Source organism: Rhodococcoides corynebacterioides (assembly GCF_019834675.1).
Taxonomy (GTDB): Bacteria; Actinomycetota; Actinomycetes; order Mycobacteriales; family Mycobacteriaceae; genus Rhodococcoides; species Rhodococcoides corynebacterioides_A.
The window spans coordinates 74,041-93,409 of record NZ_JABUBU010000004.1 but is presented as its reverse complement, the minus strand read 5'-3'; the positions used below and the strand labels follow the sequence as shown (position 1 = coordinate 93,409).

The following is a 19,369-nucleotide window of genomic DNA, read 5'->3' as shown; positions in this document are numbered from 1 at the left end:
GAGACAGGAACAGAGCGTCGACCGATCGGCGCTATTCGACTGTCGGACAGACGGTTACGGCGCGTCGAGGCCCCTTCACCCGGAATGTCCGAAGCGTGTAGTCTGCCCGAAACAGCCGGGTCGACGAAGGAAGCGCGAATGGCGAAAAAGGTCGTGATCGAACTGGTCGACGATATCGACCGGAGTCCCCTCGGCGAGGACGGTGAACACATCGTCTTCTCGATCGACGGCGTCGACTACGAAATCGACCTCGGCCCGGACAATGCCGCGGAATTCCGCCGCACCCTCGGCCGCTACGTCGAGCACGCGACGCGGGTGCGGTCCGCCGGCACGTCCGCGGCGCGCTCGACGGGACGGGCCAAGACCGGCCGGCGTTCGCCGGAATCGGCCCGCGCCGTGCGGGAGTGGGCCGCCGGAGCGGGGTACACCCTCGCGCCGCGGGGGCGCATTCCCGCCGAGGTGCAGCAGGCGTACGAGGCCGCCCACGCCTGACCCGACCTGCCGGACCGCACACCACCGCGCCCGATTGGCGGGATCCCGCCCGTTCGCCCTACCCGTGTGCCGCTGAGCAGGTCCTGGCCGGCCCCGCATACGACGACACCCCCTCTCGAACCTCGAGAGGGGGTGTCGGTGATGGTGGAGCTAAGGGGACTCGAACCCCTGACCCCCACACTGCCAGTGTGGTGCGCTACCAGCTGCGCCATAGCCCCGGATCACCCAACGAGTTCGTCCGGTGAACACTGGAGAAAAAGTTACACCATGCCCATCGGGGCGCCAAATCGCCTGGCCGCTGCCCAATCACACCCGGTCAGCCGAGGTTCGCGACCCACTCGCTGTCGGTGGTGTCGACGACGGCGCCGTCGACCACGACGGTCGGCGTCCCGCGTGAACCGGTGGCCGCGAGGGCCTGGCTGCCCGTGGCCGCGCTCTGCGCCGCGGCGTCCACGCGGGAGCCGTCGGTGATGCAGGAGACGGCCTCGTCCGACGCGCCGGCATCCCGTGCGGCGTCGGCGAGCTGGGCGTCGGTGTGATCCTCGCCGCCCCGCTCCTTCGGCTGGAATTCCGCGGCGAAGAGAGCGCTGTGGAAGGCCGAGAACGCGATCGCATCCCCGCTGGACGCCACGCACTGCGAGGCCGCGACGGCGCGCGTGCTGTAGGTTCCGCTGGCCGAGAGCTGATTGAGGAAGTCGAGCATGTGATAGCGGACGGTGATCGCGCCCTCGTCGATCTTCTGGGCCAGTTCCTGACCGTGGGTCTGCTCGAGCTCGGCGCAGTACGGGCACATCGCGTCCTCGTAGACGTCGACGGTGCGGGTGGCCGAGGGCAGCCCCACCGCGATGACCCCGTCCGCATCCACGGAGGCGACGACGTCGGGGTTCTTCACCGAGCCGTACCCGTCGGCCCGCGGGCTGGTCCGGGAGTTCTGCCACAGCACTCCCCCGATGACGACGACCGCGATCACCAGCAACGCGAGGCCGCCCAGCACGTAGGTGGAGGCGGACGACGACTTCTGCGGGGTGTACTTCGACGACCCGGGGTTCTTCGCGTTCACGGCGTTCATGGTGCCACGGGGGCCTGATACCACCCTGAAAGCGCAGCTGAGGGTAGCCGACGCTTGCTGGCAGCGCAGCGGAACCGGGCGTAGTTTCTCGGCAGTGACCACAGCTCAGGACTCCGACGGATCGGCCCCGATCGTTCCCCACGACGTCGACCACTCCCACGCCGACGTCTCCGGCGGGTGGCTCCGTGCGGCGACGTTCGGTGCCATGGACGGTCTGGTGACCAACACCTCGCTCATCGCGGGCGTCGGCGGTGCGGGCGTCACGACGCACACCCTGGTCCTCAGTGGCGTGGCGGGCCTGGTGGCCGGCGCGTTCTCGATGGCGCTGGGCGAGTACACCTCCGTGACCACGCAGAACGAGCAGATCGACGCCGAGGTGGTCACCGAGCGCGCCGCGTTCCGGAAGTACCCGGACGCCGAGGAGGCTGAGCTGGTGGACATGCTCACCGACATGGGCATGACTCGGGGCACCGCGACCACCGCCGCCCGCGAGATCCACACCGACGCCGACCGCGCCGTCGATCTGCACATCTCCCGCGAGCTGGGCATCGACCCGCACGAGAAGCCGTCGCCGTGGGTGGCCGCGGGCTCGTCGTTCGTCCTGTTCTCGGTCGGCGCGATCATCCCGCTGATCCCGTTCCTGCTGGGATTCGCCTCGCTCGCCGCGGGACTCGCGTGCGGCGGCGTCGGCCTCCTGGCTGCCGGCGCGATCGCCGCGCACTTCACCGCACGGTCGACGGTGCTGGGCGCGCTACGGCAGCTGGTCCTCGGCGGACTGGCCGTCGCCGCGACGTACGCGGTCGGCTCGCTCATCGGGGTCGGCCTGGCGGGCTGACGCCGGGCCGGTCGTCCGGGGATCGTCGGTCGGCTCCGCTGCCGGGTCGGCCACGAGCGGTCGTCCGATGGTGTCGGGCACGACCGACCAGCCCACCGCGGCGACCAGCAGAATGGCCCCGGACGTCCCGAAGGCCCACGCGTAGGACAGCTCCTCCACCAGCACACCGGCGACGAGCGGTCCGATGACGGACCCGACGTCCATCGCCATCTGGAACGCCGCCAGCACCGGACCGCCCCGCGCCCGCGACCCCACGAGGTCGGCCACCGCCGCCTGCTGGGTCGGCGTGATCAGACCCGAACCGACGCCCGCCACGAAGGTGAGCACCAGGAACACGACCGTCGACCCGGACACCCCCATACCGGCCGTCGTCGCGCCGCAGACCGCCAGGCCGGCGATCAGGAAGGGCTTGCGGCCGTACCGGTCCGACCACCGACCCGCCGGGACGAGCACCACGGCGTTGCCGACGGCGAACACCGCCAACGCGATGGCCGCCATCGAGTCCTCTTGGTTCAGTGCACCGACGACGAAGAGCGGCACGATCGCCGTCCGTACCCCGAACACGGCCCAGCCGTTGGCGAAGTTGGACAGGAGCGCCGACCGATAGATCGGCGACCGGACCGCGTCGGCGAACCGTACGGCGACGGGCGCCGACTCGAGGTCGACGTCCTTGACCGGGCTGCGCAGGCCGACCGCGACGACGGCCGCGGCGATCACGAGCGTCACGGCGTAGAACACGAACGGCGCTCGCAGACCGCCGATCTCGAGGACCACCCCGCCCACGAACGGTCCCAGCACGGTGCCGGCGAGGAAGCTCGACGCGTACATCCCCGACACCCGGCCGCGCCGGTCCGGCGGCGCGATGCGGATCAGGAGCCCGAGAGCCGACACGGTGAACATGGTGGAGCCGATGCCGCCGAGCGACCGGAACAGCAGCAGTTGCCAGTACGTCTGCGCCACGGCGCACAGTCCCGTCGAGACGGCGACGACGGTCAGCCCGGTGATGTAGACCCGTCGTTCACCGATGCGCTGGACGAGCGCGCCGGACGCGGGCGCGAACAGCAACCGGGTGGCGGCGAACGCGCTGATGATCGCCGTCGCCGCGAACTCGGTGACCCCGAAGTTCCGGGCGAAGCCGGGCAGAGCCGGAGCGACGATGCCGAAGCCCAGCGCGATGACGAACGCCGCCGAGATCAGGATCCGAATGTCCCGATCGGTCGAACCGCGAGCCGCCGAGCTCGGGGACTCCGGCCGGGTCACGCTCCGGACAGCACGGACGACACCAGCTCGCGCGCCGCCGCCTGCACCTCGGCGAGATGATCGTCGCCGCGGAACGACTCGGCGTAGATCTTGTAGACGTCCTCGGTGCCGGACGGGCGCGCGGCGAACCACGCGCTGTCGGTGGTCACCTTCAGCCCGCCCAGCGCCGCCCCGTTACCGGGCGCCGTGGTCAGCGTCGCGGTGATGGGCTCGCCGGCCAGCTCGGTCGCGGTGACCTGCTCCGCCGACAGCTTCGCCAGCACGGCCCTCTGCTCCCGCGAGGCGGGGGCGTCGGTGCGCGCGTACGACGGGGCGCCGTGGCGGTCGGCCAACGCGGCGTACCGCTGCGACGGGGTCTCGCCGGTGACGGCGGTGATCTCGGAGGCCAGCAGCGCCAGGACGATACCGTCCTTGTCGGTGGTCCACACGGACCCGTCGCGCCGCAGGAAGGACGCGCCGGCACTTTCCTCCCCGCCGAAACCGAGTGTCCCCGTGACCAATCCGTCGACGAACCACTTGAACCCGACGGGCACCTCGACCAGCCGACGGCCGAGCGCGGCCACCACGCGATCGATCATGGACGAACTCACCAGTGTCTTGCCCACCGCGGTGTCCGCCGACCAGTCCGGTCGGTGCGAGAACAGGTAGTCGATCGCGACCGCGAGGTAGTGATTCGGGTTCATCAGGCCGCCGTCGGGCGTGACGATGCCGTGTCGGTCGGCGTCGGCGTCGTTCCCGGTGGCGATGTCGTACCGGTCGCGCACCTCGATGAGCGACGCCATCGCGTTGGGCGACGAGCAGTCCATGCGGATCTTGCCGTCGGTGTCGAGCGTCATGAAGCGCCACGTGGCGTCGACGAGCGGGTTGACGACCTCGAGGTCGAGCCGGTGACGTTCGGCGATCGCCCCCCAGTAGTCGACCGCTGCTCCGCCGAGCGGGTCCGCGCCGATGCGCACGCCGGCGGACCGCACGGCGTCGAGGTCCAGGATGGACGGAAGGTCGTCGACGTACGTCCCCAGGTAGTCGTACTTCTCGGCGGACTGCGCCAGCGCCCGCGCGAGCGGCACGCGCCGCACGGACGAGACTCCCTGCCGCAGAATCTCGTTGGCGCGTGCGGCGATGACCGACGTCGCATCGCTGTCGGCGGGACCGCCGTTGGGCGGGTTGTACTTGAATCCGCCGTCGCGGGGCGGATTGTGCGACGGCGTGACGACGATGCCGTCCGCCTGCGCCGCGGGACCGGATGCGTTGTGCCGCAGGATCGCGTGACTGACGGCCGGCGTGGGGGTGTAGCGATCCGACGAATCGATCAGCACGGCAACGTCGTTCGCGGCGAGCACCTCGAGCGCCGAGGCCCAGGCCGGCTCGGACAGCGCATGGGTGTCCCGGCCGAGGAACAGCGGCCCGGTGATGCCCTGCTCGGTGCGGTACTCGACGATGGCCTGCGTGGTGGCCACGATGTGGTCCTCGGTGAACGCCGCGTCGAGGCTCGATCCGCGGTGCCCGGACGTGCCGAACACCACCTGCTGATCGGGGTTCTCGGGGTCCGGCTTCTGCGTGTAGTACGCGGTGACCAGATGCGGAAGGTCCACCAGATCGGACGGCTCCGCGCGTCGTCCCGCTCGCTCGTGCGCCACGTTCGTTCTCCTCGCTGCCGACGACTCCGGTCGGACCTGTCGACCCCTGTCGACCTGTCGAATTCCTCGACCCTATCCCCGCGAGAACTCGGCGACGGCAGTGACGTCCTCGACCGCCGACGCCAGTACCCGCAGCCGCTCCCCCGGCGTCTCCGCCGTGAGGACCTTCGCGCGGTCCGCCGACCCCAGCGGCAGCGACGACGCGAACTCCCACAGGGACGTCGGCTCGCCGTACGCCCCGGCCGGATCGAGCACCGGCGTCTCCGGCGGCGGCAGGTCACGGCGTTCGGAGATGTCGCGCAGGACGTCGAACAGTCGCTCGGTGAGGTCGCGCACCTGCTGGTACTGCTCGTCGCGGGCGGGCTCGTGGTCGGAGTCCGGCCAGTCCTCGACGGTGGCGCGCGGGTACGGATCGTCCGGCAGCCACTCGAGGACGCGAATGCGGTGGAGTCCGGTGCACTCGAGCACGTACCGACCGTCGGGCGTCTGCACCGCCTGGTCGACCCGGACCATGACCCCCGCCGTCCCGCGGACGTCGCCGCCGCCGACCTCGTGGCCCCGCTCGATCAGCACCACCCCGAACTGCGCGTCGCCGACGACGATGTCCTCGATCATCGCGCGGTACCGCGGCTCGAAGACGTGCAGCGGGAGCGCATCACCGGGCAGGATCACGCTGCCGAGCGGAAACATCGGCAGCGGCGAGTGGGTGGTCACCCTCTCCACTGTGCCACTGCAACCGCCCGGATCGTGTGCGGAAATCCGTGGACAGCACGGACTACTGCACACGATCGGGTCAGGAGACGCCCGCCCAGAACCCGCACCGGTGGACGTCGGCGACGTCGGTGACCGGCCCGGCGCGGTCCCGGTCGAACTGCAGGGCGGGGTGGCCGGGCGCGCCGGAGTCCGGCCACGCGGGCAAACCGGGGCCGTTGGGGTCGCCGGTGTGCGCGAAGGTCGCCCAGGTCCGCTTCATGCGGTCGGCGAGGGCAGCGGCGGAGCCCGTCCACGGCACCGGGATGCCGCCCAGCCGGGAGAACAGGTAGGGCACGTCGGCGGCGTGGAACGCCCCGGGCAGCAGCGGACCACCGCGCGCGAGCGGCGCCTCGGTGAAGCGGTACTGCCAGACCCGCGCGCCACCGGCTCGGGCCGCGTCCGCCGTGACGACGGTCGGGCACGCGAACAGCGAATCGGTCCACACCGCGGACAGGGCGTCGGCCGGCGTCGGGTAGGCGTCGACGGGGTACGTGGCCAGGATCGCGTCCGCGTCTTCCGGATAGACCTCACGCACGGACGCGGCGACACTCTCGGCCGTGGGCACGCGCCCGGCGAGGTAATCGAAGAGGACGACGAAGGCGCCACCCTCCTCGGAGTTGCTGCCCATCAGGATCGGGACGTCGGCGGAGGCACCGGCCCGCAGTGCACCCTCCGGCGTGTCCGTGAGCACGACGCCGTCCACCACCGGTGTCCACGTCGCGTTCGGGCTCGTGAACCGGTGCGTGGTGGACTCCAGCAGCCGGTCGACCGGGAGGCCCCGCAGGCAGGCGAGTCGCCCCGGACCGTCGCCGCATCCCATCTCCTCGGCGAAGGCGGCGCCGCGAGCGAAGGCGACCTCGCGACTCGGGGGCACGAGCGGGCTCCGCGAACACGGCCCGCTCTGCACGATCGCCTTCCGGAACAGTCCGGCCGAGCGCGGCGACGCCAGGTGCGTGCACACGCTCATCCCGCCCGCGGATTCGCCGAAGATCGTGACGTTCGACGGGTCACCGCCGAACGCGGCGATGTTGTCCCGCACCCACCGCAGCGCGAACTGCTGGTCTTCGATGCCCTGATTGCCCGTCGCCCCACCGGATTCGGCGGCGAGCTCGGGCAGGGCGAGGAATCCGAACGACCCGACGCGGTAGTTCGGGATCGCGACGATGACGTCCCCGTCGCGCACCAGCTGGGACGGCGAGTCGTACTGCGTGGTGTTCCCGACGACGAACGCGCCGCCGTACAGGTACACCATCACCGGGAGCGATCGGCCCGCGGCGTTCGGCGGAACGTAGAGGTCGATGCCGAGGCAGTCCTCGGAGTTCGTCGGCAGCACGGGAATCGGCGGCAGCACGGGGTTCGTCGGCAGCACGGGGTTCGGAGGCAGGTCCGGCAGCGGCACCGCCTGCGGGCACTGATCGTCGTGCCGGATCGCCTCCCGGACGCCGGTCCATCCTGGCGCCGGCCGCGGCGAGGCGTACCGGTCGGCGACGGCCATCGGCACGCCGAAGTACTGGTCGATGCCGTCCCGCGAGAATCCGGAGATCGCGCCACCGGCCACCGTCACGACCGGGACGGCGGACGCCGGCGCTGCCGTGAGCGTCGACGCCAGGGCCAGGGTGGCCACGAGGACGCTGAGACGGCGCAGCAGAACAGAACCCGACAGAACAGAGCGCCGAACGGAACGCGGCAGAACGAGACGCGGCAGCACCATGATTTCCCCCCGGAACACGGTCCCCGACGAACCGCGGTGCGCTCACCGTAGCGCGACGTCGGTCATAGCGGACGGTGTTCGGGTGTGGACGAGCCGTCGCCCGGGTACCGGGGACGCATGAGCCCCTCCCCGTCCTCGGACACCGCCGCCACCCGCACGTTCTCCGTGTGGGCGCCGACCCCCGACCGCGTGCGTCTGCACCTCGACGGCGAGCTGCACGAGATGCGCGAGACGGACGGCTGGTGGTCGGTCGACGCGCCTGCGGCGGACGGGGCGCGCTACGGCTTCGTCCTCGGCGACGACGACGCCGTGATCCCCGATCCGCGCTCGCCCCGCCAGCCCGACGGGGTGCACGAGCCGTCGGCGGTGTTCGACGTCGACCGCACCGCGTGGACGGACGACGGCTGGACCGGTCGCCGGTTGGCGGGTGGGGTCCTCTACGAACTGCACATCGGCACGTTCACCCCGGAAGGCACGTTCGACGCCGCGATCGACAAGCTCGATCACCTGGTCGACCTGGGGGTCACCTTCGTCGAGGTCATGCCGGTCAACGGTTTCAACGGCACCCACAACTGGGGCTACGACGGCGTCCTCTGGTACACGGTGCACGAAGGGTACGGCGGCCCGGCCGGGCTGCAGCGCTTCGTCGACGCCTGCCACGCCCGCGGGCTGGCCGTCGCGCTCGACGTGGTTTACAACCACCTCGGCCCGTCCGGCAACTACCTCGAGAAGTTCGGTCCGTACCTCGCCGAGGGCGCGAATTCGTGGGGGCAGACCGTCAACGTCGCCGAGAGCGGGTCGGACGTCGTGCGCCGCTACATCGTCGACAACGCCCTGCGCTGGTTCGACGAGTTCCACATCGACGCCCTACGACTCGACGCCGTCCACGCCCTTGCCGACACCACCGCGGTGCACATCCTCGAGCAGCTGGCGGTCGAGACCGAATCGCTCTCCGCGCACGTCGGGCGCCCGCTGTCCCTGATCGCCGAGAGCGATCTGAACGACCCGACGCTCATCACCCCGCGCGCGGGCGGCGGCTACGGATTGACCGCCCAGTGGGACGACGACGTCCACCATGCGGTGCACGCGGCGGTGTCCGGCGAGCGGCAGGGCTACTTCGGCGACTTCGGTTCGATGTCCTGCCTCGCCACGACGTTGAGCCACGGCTTCTTCCACGCGGGAACGTTCTCCTCGTTCCGTGGCCGGGTCCACGGTCGACCAGTCGACCCACGAGTGCTGCCGGCCAGTTCCCTGGTCGCGTACACCACGACCCACGACCAGGTGGGCAACCGCGCGGTCGGTGACCGGCCGGGTCACTACCTCACCACCGGTCAGCAGGCCGTCAAGGCCGCCCTGATCCTGTTGTCCCCCTTCACCCCGATGCTCTTCATGGGCGAGGAGTTCGACGCGTCGTCACCGTTCCAGTTCTTCACCTCGCACCCCGAACCAGAACTGGGCAAGGCCACCGCGGAGGGACGCAAGGCCGAATTCGCCTCGCACGGCTGGGATTCCGACGACATCCCGGATCCGCAGGACCCGGCGACCTTCGAGCGCTCGAAGCTGAACTGGAGCGAGGTCACCGAGGGAAAGCACGCAGCCTTGTTGGAGATCTACCGCAGCCTGCTCGCCCTGCGCGCCGAGCGGCCCGAGTTCACCGACCCATGGTTGACGAACGTCCGGGTGGACCACGACGAGGACGAGCGCTGGATCGTGGTGCACCGCAAGCGCGTCGGGACGCCGGGGCGAGGGACGGCGCTGGTGTGCAACCTGTCCGACGCCCCGGTCACCGTCCCCGTCGGCGGCACGCCGGTGCTGTGGTCGAGCGAATCGACCAGCGACCGCACCGGCTCGGCTACGACGCTGCCCGGTCACTCCTTCGTCGTGCTCACCTGACCCGACCGTCGGCGCAGCGCCCGGGCCACCAGCACCGCGTTGGTGAGCAGGACGGCCGCGGTGACCGTCGCCGCGGCGTGCATGCCGTCCACGAACGCCGCGTGCGCCGAGGCTCGCAGCACGTCCCCGACCTCACCGGACAGCGACCCGGCCAGCGCGACGGCCTCCCCCAACGTCTCGCGGGCGTGCCCGGCGTTCTCGGCGGTCAGGCCTGTGACGTCGACGCCGGAGCGGAAGATGCCCAGGACGACGGAGCCGAGGACGGCGACACCCAGCGCGATGCCGAGCTCGTACGCCGTCTCCGACACGGCCGAGGCGGCGCCGGCACGCTCGGGACGCACCGAGCCGACGACGAGGTCGGACGTCAGGGTGAGGGCCAGGCCGGCGGCGACCCCGACGGCGACGAAGGCCACGACGAACGTCAGGCGGCCGTCGACCGTCCCGAGCCGCGTCAGCACCAGCGCGCCGACCGCGCCGACGAGCAGGCCCGCGGTGAGCACCGTGCCGGGCTGCCACCGCCGGACGAGGTAGGCGGCGAGCAGCGAGGCCGCCATGTTGGCCGCGGTGCCCGGAATCAGGAACAGGCCGGCGGCCAACGGTGACAGCCCCAGCACCGACTGCAGGTACTGCGAGCCGAAGAACAGGACCCCGGCGAGGGCGAAGATCGACAGCAGGTTGGTGACCACGGCGGTCGAGAACCGCCGCTGCGCGAACAGGCTCAGGTCGATCATCGGCGCGGTCGAGCGACGCTGCCGTCGCACGAACGCCCACCCGGAGGCCAGACCGACCAGGGCGATCGGCGCCAGTTCCCCACCGAGACCGTGCGCAACGGCCTCCTTGACGACGTACACCAGCGGCACGATGGCCACGATGGACAGCACTGCGCTCGGCAGATCGAACGCACCCGGCGCGGGATCCTTCGACTCCGGGATCGCGACCGGACCGGCGATCACGAGCACGATCATGACCGGCACGTTGATCAGGAACACCGACCCCCACCAGAAGTGCTCGAGCAGCACGCCCCCGATGACGGGACCGGCCGCGGCGCCGCCGCCCGCCATCGCGCCCCACACGCCGATGGCGAGAGTCCGCTCGCCCGGGTGCGCGAACATCGACCGGATGAGCCCGAGCGTCGCGGGCATGAGCGTGGCCCCGGCGACGCCCTGCACGACCCGAGCGGCGATCAGCATGGCGGGGTCGACCGCGAACGCGGCCACCACCGACGACAGCCCGAAGCCCACCGAGCCGATCAGCAGCAGCCGGCGACGCCCGATCCGGTCCCCGAGCGTGCCCATGGTCACCAGGAGACCGGCGAGCACGAACGAGTAGATGTCGATGATCCACAGCAACTCGGTGCCGGTGGGTTGCAGATCCGCGCTGAGGAACGGCAGCGCGATGTCGAGCACCGTGCCGTCGACGGCGACCAACATGACCGCTCCGGCGAGGACGCAGAGGCCCACCCAGTCACGACGCGTGGCGCGCGCGGCCTCGGGGGCGACGAACGACGACACGGATGCTCCTTCCGACCGTCCAGCCGGTACAGCGGACGCGAGCGAGCATAGCAGTGACCGTCCAGCCGGTACAGTGAGCTCATGGCCACGGCGACGCGGGACCGCATTCTGGACGCCCTCGAGGAGATCCTGGTGCGCGACGGCACCGACAAGGCCACCCTGGACGCCGTCGCGGCGGGCGCCGGGGTGTCCAAAGGTGGTCTGCTCTATCACTTTCCGAGCAAGGACGCGATGATGGCGGCCATGGTGCGGCGCCTGGCCGAGCGGGCCGAACGCAAGCGCCTCCAGGCGGCGGACGCCGGTGCGTCCCTGGCCGAGTGGTACCTCTCCCCGCCCGCCACGCCGTCGACGTCCCGCCGCGGTGCCGACGTCAACTCCGAGCCCGACTCCGGTCCCGCCTCCGAGCCCGACCTCGATCCGGACGATGCCCTCGAGATCGCGCTCTTCCGCTCCACCCTCGCCGCGTTCCGCAGCACCGACGGCGCACCGGGCGCGGTCCAGGATGCCGTCGTGGAGATGATGGGGATGTACGACCGCGTGCTGCAGGACGAGTTCGACGATCCCGTGCACGCGGAGATCGTGCGACTGGTGGGCGACGGGCTGTACCTGGCCGCCCTGGTGGGGCTACCGGGACCGGATCCCGACCTGCATCGACGGGTGGTCGAGCGGCTGCTCGGCGATCAGGTCAGGTAGCGGTAGGCGGGCGTCCCCGGCTCGAGGTGCTCGACGTGCATCGGCGACGCCTCCATCCGCTCGAGCAGCGCCGACAGTCCCCCGGCCGCGCCCAGCTCGACACCCACCAGCGCCGCCCCCGTCTCCCGGTTGTTGCGTTTGACGTACTCGAACAGGGTGATGTCGTCGTCCGGACCGAGCACCGAATCGAGGAACGTTCGCAGCGCGCCCGGCTCCTGGGGGAAATCGACCAGGAAGTAGTGCTTCAGACCGCGGTGCACCAGCGAGCGTTCCAGGATCTCGCCGTACCGGGACACGTCGTTGTTGCCGCCCGACACCAGGCACACGACCGTGGCGTCGGCCGGAACGTCGGTGGCCCGCAGCGCGGCCACCGCGAGGGCACCCGCCGGCTCGGCGATGACACCCTCGCTCTGGTACAGGTCGAGCATCGCGGTGCAGATGGCGCCCTCGTCGATCTGGACCACCTCGATCTCGCGGGCGGACAGCACGGCGTACGGGAGCGCGCCGATGCGCCGAACCGCGGCGCCGTCGACGAACGGGTCGATCTCGTCGAGAGTCACCGGACCGCCCGCCATCAGCGCCGCGGTCAACGACGCGGCACCGGAGGGCTCGGCCGCGACCACCCGCGTGTGCGGTGATCGCTCGGCGAGGTAGGTCGCGATGCCGGCGGCACAGCCGCCGCCGCCGACCGGAACCACCACGACGTCGGGCGGCGTGTCCAGCTGCGCGAGGATCTCGGCCGCGATGGTGCCCTGCCCGGCGGCGGTCCGCGGATCGTCGAACGGCGGCACGATGGTCGATCCGGTCCGGCCGACGTCCTCCGCCGCCGCCGCGGCGGCCGCGTCGAACGTCGAGCCGACGCTGATCACCTGGACCAGGTCACCGCCGTGGAACGCGATGCGGTCGCGCTTCTGCCGCGGCGTCGTCGTCGGGACGTAGATGCGGCCGCGGATGCCGAGCATGCGGCAGGCGAAGGCGACGCCCTGCGCGTGGTTGCCGGCGCTGGCGGCGACGATGCCGGCCGCGCGCTCCGCCTCCGTCAGCTGCACCATGAGGTTGTAAGCGCCACGCAGCTTGTAGGACCGCACCCGCTGCAAGTCCTCGCGCTTGAGGAACACGCGGGCACCCGTCGTCGCCGAGAGTCGGTCGCACCCCTCCAGCGGAGTCACCGTGGCGATGTCACGCAACCGCTCGACGGCGGCGTCGACATCGGCCGCGGTGGGCATCCCGACGGTCGGGGACGGCGCCGTCGACGTCGCGGAGACCGACGCGGGTCCGGAGGTGGTGCTCACGATCACGCGGACCATGCTGCCACGTCGAGGTGACCCCACCTGCACGGGTCGGAGGGCTCAGCGAGGCTCGAGGACGAAGACGGGAATCTCGCGGTCGGTCTTCTTCTGGTACTCGGCGTAGTCGGGGAAGGCCTCGACCGCCCGATCCCACCACTCCTGCTTCTCCGCGCCGTGCACCTCACGCGCGGTCATGTCCCACTTCTGCGTCTTGTCCCGCAGTTCCACGTGCGGCTCGGCCAGCACGTTGTAATACCAGACCGGGTGCTTGGGGGCCCCGCCCAGCGACGCCACCGCGGCGTACTTCCCGTCGTGCTCGACGCGCATGAGCGGAGTCCGCCGGAGCTTCCCGCTCTTGTTGCCCACCGTGGTCAGGAGGATGACGGGCCGGCCGTTCAGCTCGGTCCCCTCCGTTCCGCCGGAGTTCTCGTAGAGGTCCGCCTGCTCGGCGGCCCAGGTGGACGGGCTCGGTGCGTACTCACCTTGTAGCGGCATGGTTCCAGTAGACACAGCCGTGCCCGCGACGGCAACCGAATCGGCCGTCAGCAGCCGCGATTCGCCGAGTTCGGGCCACCGAACTTCTTTGTCCGTGTACGCTGGGGCGCAGAGATCGGACCACCGTGCTGCTGAACTTCGGGAGGCGACCATGACCGCGTTCGATGCCGGCGCCGTGCGGCGCCACACACCCGTTCGGACGGTCGATCTGGCGGGAACGCCGTGGCCGGTGTGGAAGCTCGAGGCCCTCGTGGTCGGCCTCGTCCTGGCCGTGGCCGTCGGGTCGGTCACGGTACTGCACGTCGGCGTGCTCGCCGGGGCCGCGGCGGCCGTTCTGCTCTGGGTCACCCTGCCGATGGCCGAGCGCACGCGCCGCCTCTGACGGCACCGACCGCGCCACCACCTCCGACACGGACGACGGCGCCCGCTGCCCGATGACCGGGGGCGGGCGCCGTCGTCGTCTCGAACTCGGTCGAGCCGGGAGGAATCAGAGGCCGAAGGGCAGTACACCGGGGGCCAGGTAGAACCCGCTCGACCCGGCGGCGATGCCGCCGATGCCGCCGAGAATCAGATTGATGAAGTCGGTGATCACAGGGGCGTCCTTTCGTCGATGTGATGTCGTGCGTAGAGGTGATGTCGTGCGTCGAGGTGACGGCGTGCGCCGACGCCTCGACGGTACCGACGGGGAGTGCTCAGGCCGTGAGGCAGCCCGGCCCCAGCAGCGCCTTGAGGTCGCCCATGAGCGCCGAGGACGGGGTGACCCGCAGCTTCTCGTCCACCTTGAGCACCGTCACGCGATCTCCGCTGAGCAACCGCAGGTGCACGTCGGAGGTTCCGGGATGGCTCGCCAGCACCCGCTTGAGCGCGCCGACCTTGTCCGCCGTACACAGCCGGGTGGGGAGGCTGACCGCGAGCGGCTTGGCCACGCCCACCGCGGACAGATCCGGCACCGCGAGATCGTTGGCGATGAGCGAGATGCGATCGTCGCGGGCCGACACACGGGCCTTGACCAGCACCACGGAGTCCTCCGCGACGTCGGCCCCGAACACCGAGTACGCCTGCGGGAAGAACAGCACCTCGATACCGCCGGAGAGGTCCTCGAGCTGAGCCGACGCCCACGTCAGGCCGTTCTTGTTCACCCGCCGGTTCACCGAAGCCAGAATGCCGCCCACCGTCACCTGCGTGCCGTCCTTGAGACCCCCCTCGAGGATGGTGGGAATCGCGGTGTCGGACTGCGCGGCCAGCACGTGCTCGACGCCGTTGAGCGGGTGGCCGGAGACGTAGAGCCCCAGCATCTCGCGCTCGAGCGCCAGCCGATGCTTGGTGTCCCACTCCTCGTCGGGAATCCGCACGTTGAACACGCTGGTGATCGACTCGTCGGCGTCGACCCCGCCGAACAGGTCGAACTGGCCGATGGCCTCGGCCTTCTTGGTGCCCAGCACCGAGTCGATGGCGTCGGCGTGCACCAGCACCAGACCCTTGCGGGGATGACCGAGGGAGTCGAAACCTCCGGCCTTGATGAGGGATTCGGTGACCTTCTTGTTGCACGCGGTGGCGTCGATCTTGGCCAGGTAGTCCGAGAAGTCGGTGAACTTCCCCTTCTCGGTCCGCGCCGCGATGATCGACGACACCACGTTGGCACCGACGTTGCGCACGGCGCCCATGCCGAATCGGATGTCCTCGCCCACCGAGGCGAAGTTCTGCTCGGACTCGTTGACGTCGGGCGGAAGCACCGTGATGCCGAGCTTGCGGCAGTCGGCCAGGTAGACCGCAGCCTTGTCCTTGTCGTCGCCGACGGACGTCAGCAGACCGGCCATGTACTCGGCCGGGTAGTTGGCCTTGAGGTACCCGGTCCAGTACGAGACGAGCCCGTAGCCCGCGGCGTGCGACTTGTTGAACGCGTAGCCGGCGAACGGGAGGATGGTGTCCCACAGCGCCTTGATGGCGGGCTCGGAGAAGTTGTTGCCCAGCATGCCTTCTCGGAAGCCGGCGTAGGCCTCCTCGAGCACCGAGAGCTTCTTCTTGCCCATCGCGCGGCGGAGGATGTCGGCCTGACCGAGCGAGTACCCCGCGACCTTCTGAGCGATCTGCATGATCTGCTCCTGGTACACGATGAGCCCGTAGGTGTCCTTCAGGATCTCCGCGAGCGGCTCCTCGAGCTCGGGGTGGATCGGGGTGACCTCCTGGCGACCGTTCTTGCGGTCGGCGTAGTCGTTGTGCGCGTTCATGCCCATCGGTCCCGGTCGGTACAGCGCGAGGACCGCCACGATGTCCTCGAAGCCCGTGGGCTGCATGCGGCGCAGCAGGTCGCGCATGGCGCTGCCGTCGAGCTGGAACACGCCGAGGGTGTCACCGCGGGCGAGCAACTCGTACGTCGCGGGATCGTCGAGGCCGAGCGTGTCGAGGTCGACCTCGATACCGCGGTTGGCCTTGATGTTGTCGATCGCGTCGCCGATGACGGTGAGGTTGCGCAGACCGAGGAAGTCCATCTTGAGCAGGCCGATGGCCTCGCACGACGGATAGTCCCACCCGGTGATGATCGCGCCGTCCTGCGGCCGCTTCCACACCGGAATGGCGTCCGTGAGCGGCTCGGAGGACATGATGACCGCGCAGGCGTGGACGCCGGCGTTGCGAATGAGCCCCTCGAGACCGCGGGCGGTGTCGTAGATCTTGGCGACGTCCGGGTTCGACTCGATCAGCGAGCGCACCTCGGCGGCTTCCTTGTACCGCTCGTGCGTCGGATCGGTGATGCCGGCGACCGAGATGTCCTTGGCCATGATGGGCGGCGGCAACGCCTTGGTGATCTGGTCCGCGATGGCGAAGCCGGGCTGACCGAACTGCACGCGGGCGGAGTCCTTGATGGCCGCCTTGGTCTTGATGGTGCCGAACGTGATCACCTGTGCGACACGGTCGCTGCCCCACTTCTCGGTGGCGTAGCGCACCATCTCGCCGCGGCGGCGATCATCGAAGTCGATGTCGATATCGGGCATCGACACACGCTCGGGGTTGAGGAAGCGCTCGAAGAGCAGCCCGTGCGGAAGCGGGTCGATGTTGGTGATGCCCATCGCGTACGCGACGAGCGACCCGGCGGCCGAACCACGGCCGGGCCCGACGCGGATGCCCACCTCGCGCGCATGCTTGATGAGGTCACCGACGACGAGGAAGTACGCCGGGAACCCCATCTCGAGGATGACGGCGATCTCGTACTTCGCACGGTCGCGGTACTCCTGCGGAACGCCGTCGGGGAAGCGCCACTCGAGTCCGCGCTCGACCTCCTTGGTGAGGAAGGAGCCCTGGGTCTCGCCCTCCGGCACCGGGAAGATCGGCATGCGGTCCCGGTGCTCCCACACGTCGTCGTAGGACTGCACGCGCTCGGCGATGAGCAGCGTCGAGTCGCACGCGCCGGGCACCTCGGAGTCCCACAGCGCGCGCATCTCCTCCGCCGACTTGAGGTAGTAGCCGTCGCCGTCGAACTTGAAGCGGGTGGGATCCGACAGCGTCTTGCCCGTCTGGATGCACAGCAGCGCCTCGTGATTGGTCGAGGCGTCCTTGGTGACGTAGTGACAGTCGTTGGTGGCGAGCGGCGGAATGCCGAGCTGCTCGCCGATGCGCAGCAGGCCCTCCCGCACGCGACGCTCGATGGACAGCCCGTGGTCCATCAGCTCGAGGAAGAAGTTGTCCGGGCCCCAGATCTCCTGCCACTTGGCCGCGGCCTCGAGCGCCTCCCGCTCGTGCCCTAGACGCAGGCGGGTCTGGATCTCCCCGGACGGGCACCCGGTGGTCGCGATGATGCCCTCGGCATGGGTGGCGATGAGCTCCTCGTCCATGCGGGCCCACTTGCCCAGCTGCCCCTCGATGGAGGCGAGCGACGAGAGCTTGAACAGGTTCCGCAGACCGGTGGCGTTCTCCGCGACCATGGTCATGTGGGTGTAGGCGCCGCTGCCCGACACGTCGTCCGACTTCTGACTGCGGTCGCCCCACAGCACGCGCTTCTTGTCGAAGCGCGACTCCGGCGCGATGTACGCCTCGATCCCGATGATCGGCTTGATGCCGGCCTTCTTGGCCTCGTTGTAGAACTCGCTGGCCCCGTACATGTTGCCGTGATCGGTCATCCCCACCGCGCTCATGCCCAGGCGCTGCGCCTCCGCGAACAGCGGCGCGATCTTCGCGGCGCCGTCCAGCATGGAGTACTCGGTGTGATTGTGGAGATGAACGAAGTCCGACACGGGAGTCACTCTAGGGCGTCCCGCCGACACGTTTCGCCGTACACGCGGGCCGGTGCGCGAGTGACGGAAGGGACGGCCGAGGACCGGCCGACAGGAACGTGCGCGCCGTCACCGACCGGGGTCGGCGACGGCCGCCTCGGCGGGCACGGTGGCCACCCGGTGGGACCGCATCCGCCGGATCGAGCCCACGGTGAAGACCACCAGTGCGCACCAGATCAGGGCGAACCCGATCCACCGCGAGGCCGGCATGTCCTCGTGCAACACCAGCACGCCCCAGGCCATCTGCAGGCCCGGCGTCAGGTACTGCAGCAGTCCGAGCGTGACCAGCGGGATCTTCTGCGCGGCGACTCCGAACAGCAGGAGCGGCACGGCCGTCACCGGGCCGGCGGTCAGCAGCAGCGCCGCGTGCCACGGCCCCTCCGAGAACGCGCCCGCTCCCCCGCTCACGCCGAGCCAGACGAGGAACACCACCGCGACCGGCGCGGCCACCAGACCCTCGGCCGTGAGCGACGTGGTGGGTTCGAGCGGCACGATCTTCTTCATGACGCCGTAGCAGGCGAAGGACAGGGCGAGGGTCAGCGCCACGACCGGCGGCCGCCCGTAGTCGATCGTGAGGACGACCACGGCGATCGCCGCGAGGGCCAGCGCCGCGATCTGGGACCGCGCCAGCCGCTCACGGAAGATCACGACCCCGAGGAGCACGCTGACCAACGGGTTCACGAAGTACCCGAGTGCCGCCTCGACCACCCGACCCGACGACACCGCGTAGATGTACGTGCCCCAGTTGATGGCGATGAACGTCGACGCCGCCGCGACCACCGCCCACGTCCGCGGCGTCAGCCCGCGCAGCGTCCCGAGCCGACCCAGCACCGTCATGACGACGGCCATCAGCACCAGGGTCCACACGATGCGGTGCGCGAGCACCTCGAGGGCGCCGGCGAAACTCAGCAGACCGAAGTACGCGGGGAACAGGCCCCACAGGCCGTAGGCGCCGACGCCGGCCGCCGTGCCCACGGTGGTGGTCGATCGCGGGTCCGACTGTCGTTGCACGCGCTCACGGTATCCCCGGCCGCGCGTCACCGACGACGGGCAGGGGCACAATCGAGGAGGTGGCCCACCGCAAACGCGAGACGACGACCGTGCCGGACAAGACCTGCGCCGTGTGCGGTCGCCGGATCGAATGGCGCAAGAAGTGGGAACGCGATTGGGACTCGGTGAAGTACTGCAGCGACGCGTGTCGTGCCGACGCGCGCCGCGCACCCGAGCACGATCTCGAGGGCGAGATCGGTCGCCTGCTCGACGCCCGCGCGCGGGACTCGTCGATCTGCCCGTCCGACGTCGCCCGCGCCGTGGCACCCGACGACTGGCGTCCGTTGATGGAGCCGGTGCGCCGCGCCGCGCGGCGACTCGTCGCGCGCGGCGAGGTGGAAATCACGCAGGGCGGGTCGGTGGTGGACCCGTCCACCGCGAAGGGCCCCATCCGGATTCGTCGGCCGCGCACCTAG

16 protein-coding genes, 1 tRNA gene and 1 pseudogene are annotated in these 19,369 nt (G+C 70.4%); 7 read left to right on the top strand and 11 right to left on the bottom strand.

The window, feature by feature from the left end:
- Positions 1-138: 138 nt before the first annotated feature.
- Entirely contained in the window at positions 139-492 is a 354-nt protein-coding gene (locus HQ603_RS08290) for a histone-like nucleoid-structuring protein Lsr2 (RefSeq protein ID WP_222684065.1), read from the top strand.
- Between the two features lie 142 nt (positions 493-634).
- Here HQ603_RS08290 and HQ603_RS08285 read toward each other — a convergent pair.
- Positions 635-710: transfer RNA gene (locus HQ603_RS08285), tRNA-Ala, on the bottom strand.
- 98 nt (positions 711-808) lie between these two features.
- Complete coding sequence (locus tag HQ603_RS08280) at positions 809-1,561, bottom strand: DsbA family protein (RefSeq protein ID WP_261773562.1); 753 nt, start codon at positions 1,559-1,561, stop codon at positions 809-811.
- 94 nt (positions 1,562-1,655) lie between these two features.
- Here HQ603_RS08280 and HQ603_RS08275 point away from each other — a divergent pair, with 94 nt between their 5' ends.
- Positions 1,656-2,396 carry a VIT1/CCC1 transporter family protein gene (locus HQ603_RS08275; protein WP_308126421.1) on the top strand — a complete coding sequence of 247 codons (741 nt, stop codon included), beginning with the start codon at positions 1,656-1,658 and terminating at the stop codon, positions 2,394-2,396.
- Here the strand turns inward: HQ603_RS08275 and HQ603_RS08270 are convergent.
- From HQ603_RS08270 to HQ603_RS08255, 4 genes are all read right to left on the bottom strand, one after another.
- Positions 2,313-3,656 (bottom strand): MFS transporter, encoded by a 1,344-nt coding sequence (locus HQ603_RS08270; protein WP_308126420.1) that lies wholly within the window; start codon positions 3,654-3,656, stop codon positions 2,313-2,315. The two genes, HQ603_RS08275 and HQ603_RS08270, sit on opposite strands and share 84 nt — an antisense overlap.
- Positions 3,653-5,293 carry a phosphoglucomutase (alpha-D-glucose-1,6-bisphosphate-dependent) gene (pgm, locus tag HQ603_RS08265; RefSeq protein WP_308126419.1) on the bottom strand — a complete coding sequence of 547 codons (1,641 nt, stop codon included), beginning with the start codon at positions 5,291-5,293 and terminating at the stop codon, positions 3,653-3,655. Before pgm ends, HQ603_RS08270 begins: the two co-directional genes overlap by 4 nt.
- Before the next feature lie 72 nt (positions 5,294-5,365).
- The gene (locus tag HQ603_RS08260; protein WP_235606477.1) at positions 5,366-6,007 is read right to left on the bottom strand and encodes an LON peptidase substrate-binding domain-containing protein; all 642 of its coding nucleotides are present in this window, start codon (positions 6,005-6,007) and stop codon (positions 5,366-5,368) included.
- A gap of 79 nt (positions 6,008-6,086) precedes the next feature.
- Positions 6,087-7,757, bottom strand: coding sequence for a carboxylesterase/lipase family protein (locus HQ603_RS08255; RefSeq protein WP_222684061.1), 1,671 nt, complete (start codon positions 7,755-7,757; stop codon positions 6,087-6,089).
- A gap of 117 nt (positions 7,758-7,874) precedes the next feature.
- Here HQ603_RS08255 and treZ point away from each other — a divergent pair, with 117 nt between their 5' ends.
- The gene (gene treZ, locus HQ603_RS08250) at positions 7,875-9,650 is read left to right on the top strand and encodes a malto-oligosyltrehalose trehalohydrolase (RefSeq protein ID WP_222684060.1); all 1,776 of its coding nucleotides are present in this window, start codon (positions 7,875-7,877) and stop codon (positions 9,648-9,650) included.
- On the opposite strand, the gene HQ603_RS08245 is transcribed toward treZ, so the two are convergent.
- A complete protein-coding gene (locus HQ603_RS08245) occupies positions 9,626-11,161 on the bottom strand; it encodes an MFS transporter (protein WP_308126418.1) in 1,536 nt (511 codons plus the stop codon). The genes treZ and HQ603_RS08245 overlap by 25 nt on opposite strands.
- An 81-nt stretch (positions 11,162-11,242) precedes the next feature.
- Here HQ603_RS08245 and HQ603_RS08240 point away from each other — a divergent pair, with 81 nt between their 5' ends.
- Positions 11,243-11,854 carry a TetR/AcrR family transcriptional regulator gene (locus HQ603_RS08240; RefSeq protein WP_222684059.1) on the top strand — a complete coding sequence of 204 codons (612 nt, stop codon included), beginning with the start codon at positions 11,243-11,245 and terminating at the stop codon, positions 11,852-11,854.
- Here the strand turns inward: HQ603_RS08240 and ilvA are convergent.
- Positions 11,842-13,080, bottom strand: coding sequence for a threonine ammonia-lyase IlvA (gene ilvA / locus HQ603_RS08235; RefSeq protein ID WP_222684149.1), 1,239 nt, complete (start codon positions 13,078-13,080; stop codon positions 11,842-11,844). The two genes, HQ603_RS08240 and ilvA, sit on opposite strands and share 13 nt — an antisense overlap.
- 123 nt (positions 13,081-13,203) lie before the next feature.
- Positions 13,204-13,638, bottom strand: a complete 435-nt coding sequence (locus HQ603_RS08230; RefSeq protein WP_222684058.1) for a nitroreductase family deazaflavin-dependent oxidoreductase — start codon at positions 13,636-13,638, stop codon at positions 13,204-13,206.
- A gap of 151 nt (positions 13,639-13,789) precedes the next feature.
- Between HQ603_RS08230 and HQ603_RS08225 the strand changes: the two genes are divergently transcribed.
- On the top strand, positions 13,790-14,020 hold the full coding sequence (locus tag HQ603_RS08225; protein ID WP_222684057.1) for a hypothetical protein: 231 nt from the start codon (positions 13,790-13,792) through the stop codon (positions 14,018-14,020).
- 310 nt (positions 14,021-14,330) lie between these two features.
- Here the strand turns inward: HQ603_RS08225 and dnaE are convergent, their stop codons facing one another.
- The gene (dnaE, locus tag HQ603_RS08220) at positions 14,331-17,864 is read right to left on the bottom strand and encodes a DNA polymerase III subunit alpha (RefSeq protein WP_222684056.1); all 3,534 of its coding nucleotides are present in this window, start codon (positions 17,862-17,864) and stop codon (positions 14,331-14,333) included.
- 108 nt (positions 17,865-17,972) lie between these two features.
- A complete protein-coding gene (gene rarD, locus HQ603_RS08215; protein WP_308126417.1) occupies positions 17,973-18,914 on the bottom strand; it encodes an EamA family transporter RarD in 942 nt (313 codons plus the stop codon).
- A gap of 59 nt (positions 18,915-18,973) precedes the next feature.
- Here rarD and HQ603_RS18875 point away from each other — a divergent pair.
- Together HQ603_RS18875 and HQ603_RS18870 are read left to right on the top strand one after the other, a co-directional pair.
- Positions 18,974-19,096 (top strand): annotated as a pseudogene (locus HQ603_RS18875) (DUF2256 domain-containing protein); the annotation flags it as partial.
- Positions 19,079-19,369, top strand: coding sequence for a DUF3253 domain-containing protein (locus HQ603_RS18870; RefSeq protein WP_308126429.1), 291 nt, complete (start codon positions 19,079-19,081; stop codon positions 19,367-19,369). The pseudogene HQ603_RS18875 and the gene HQ603_RS18870, both read left to right, overlap by 18 nt.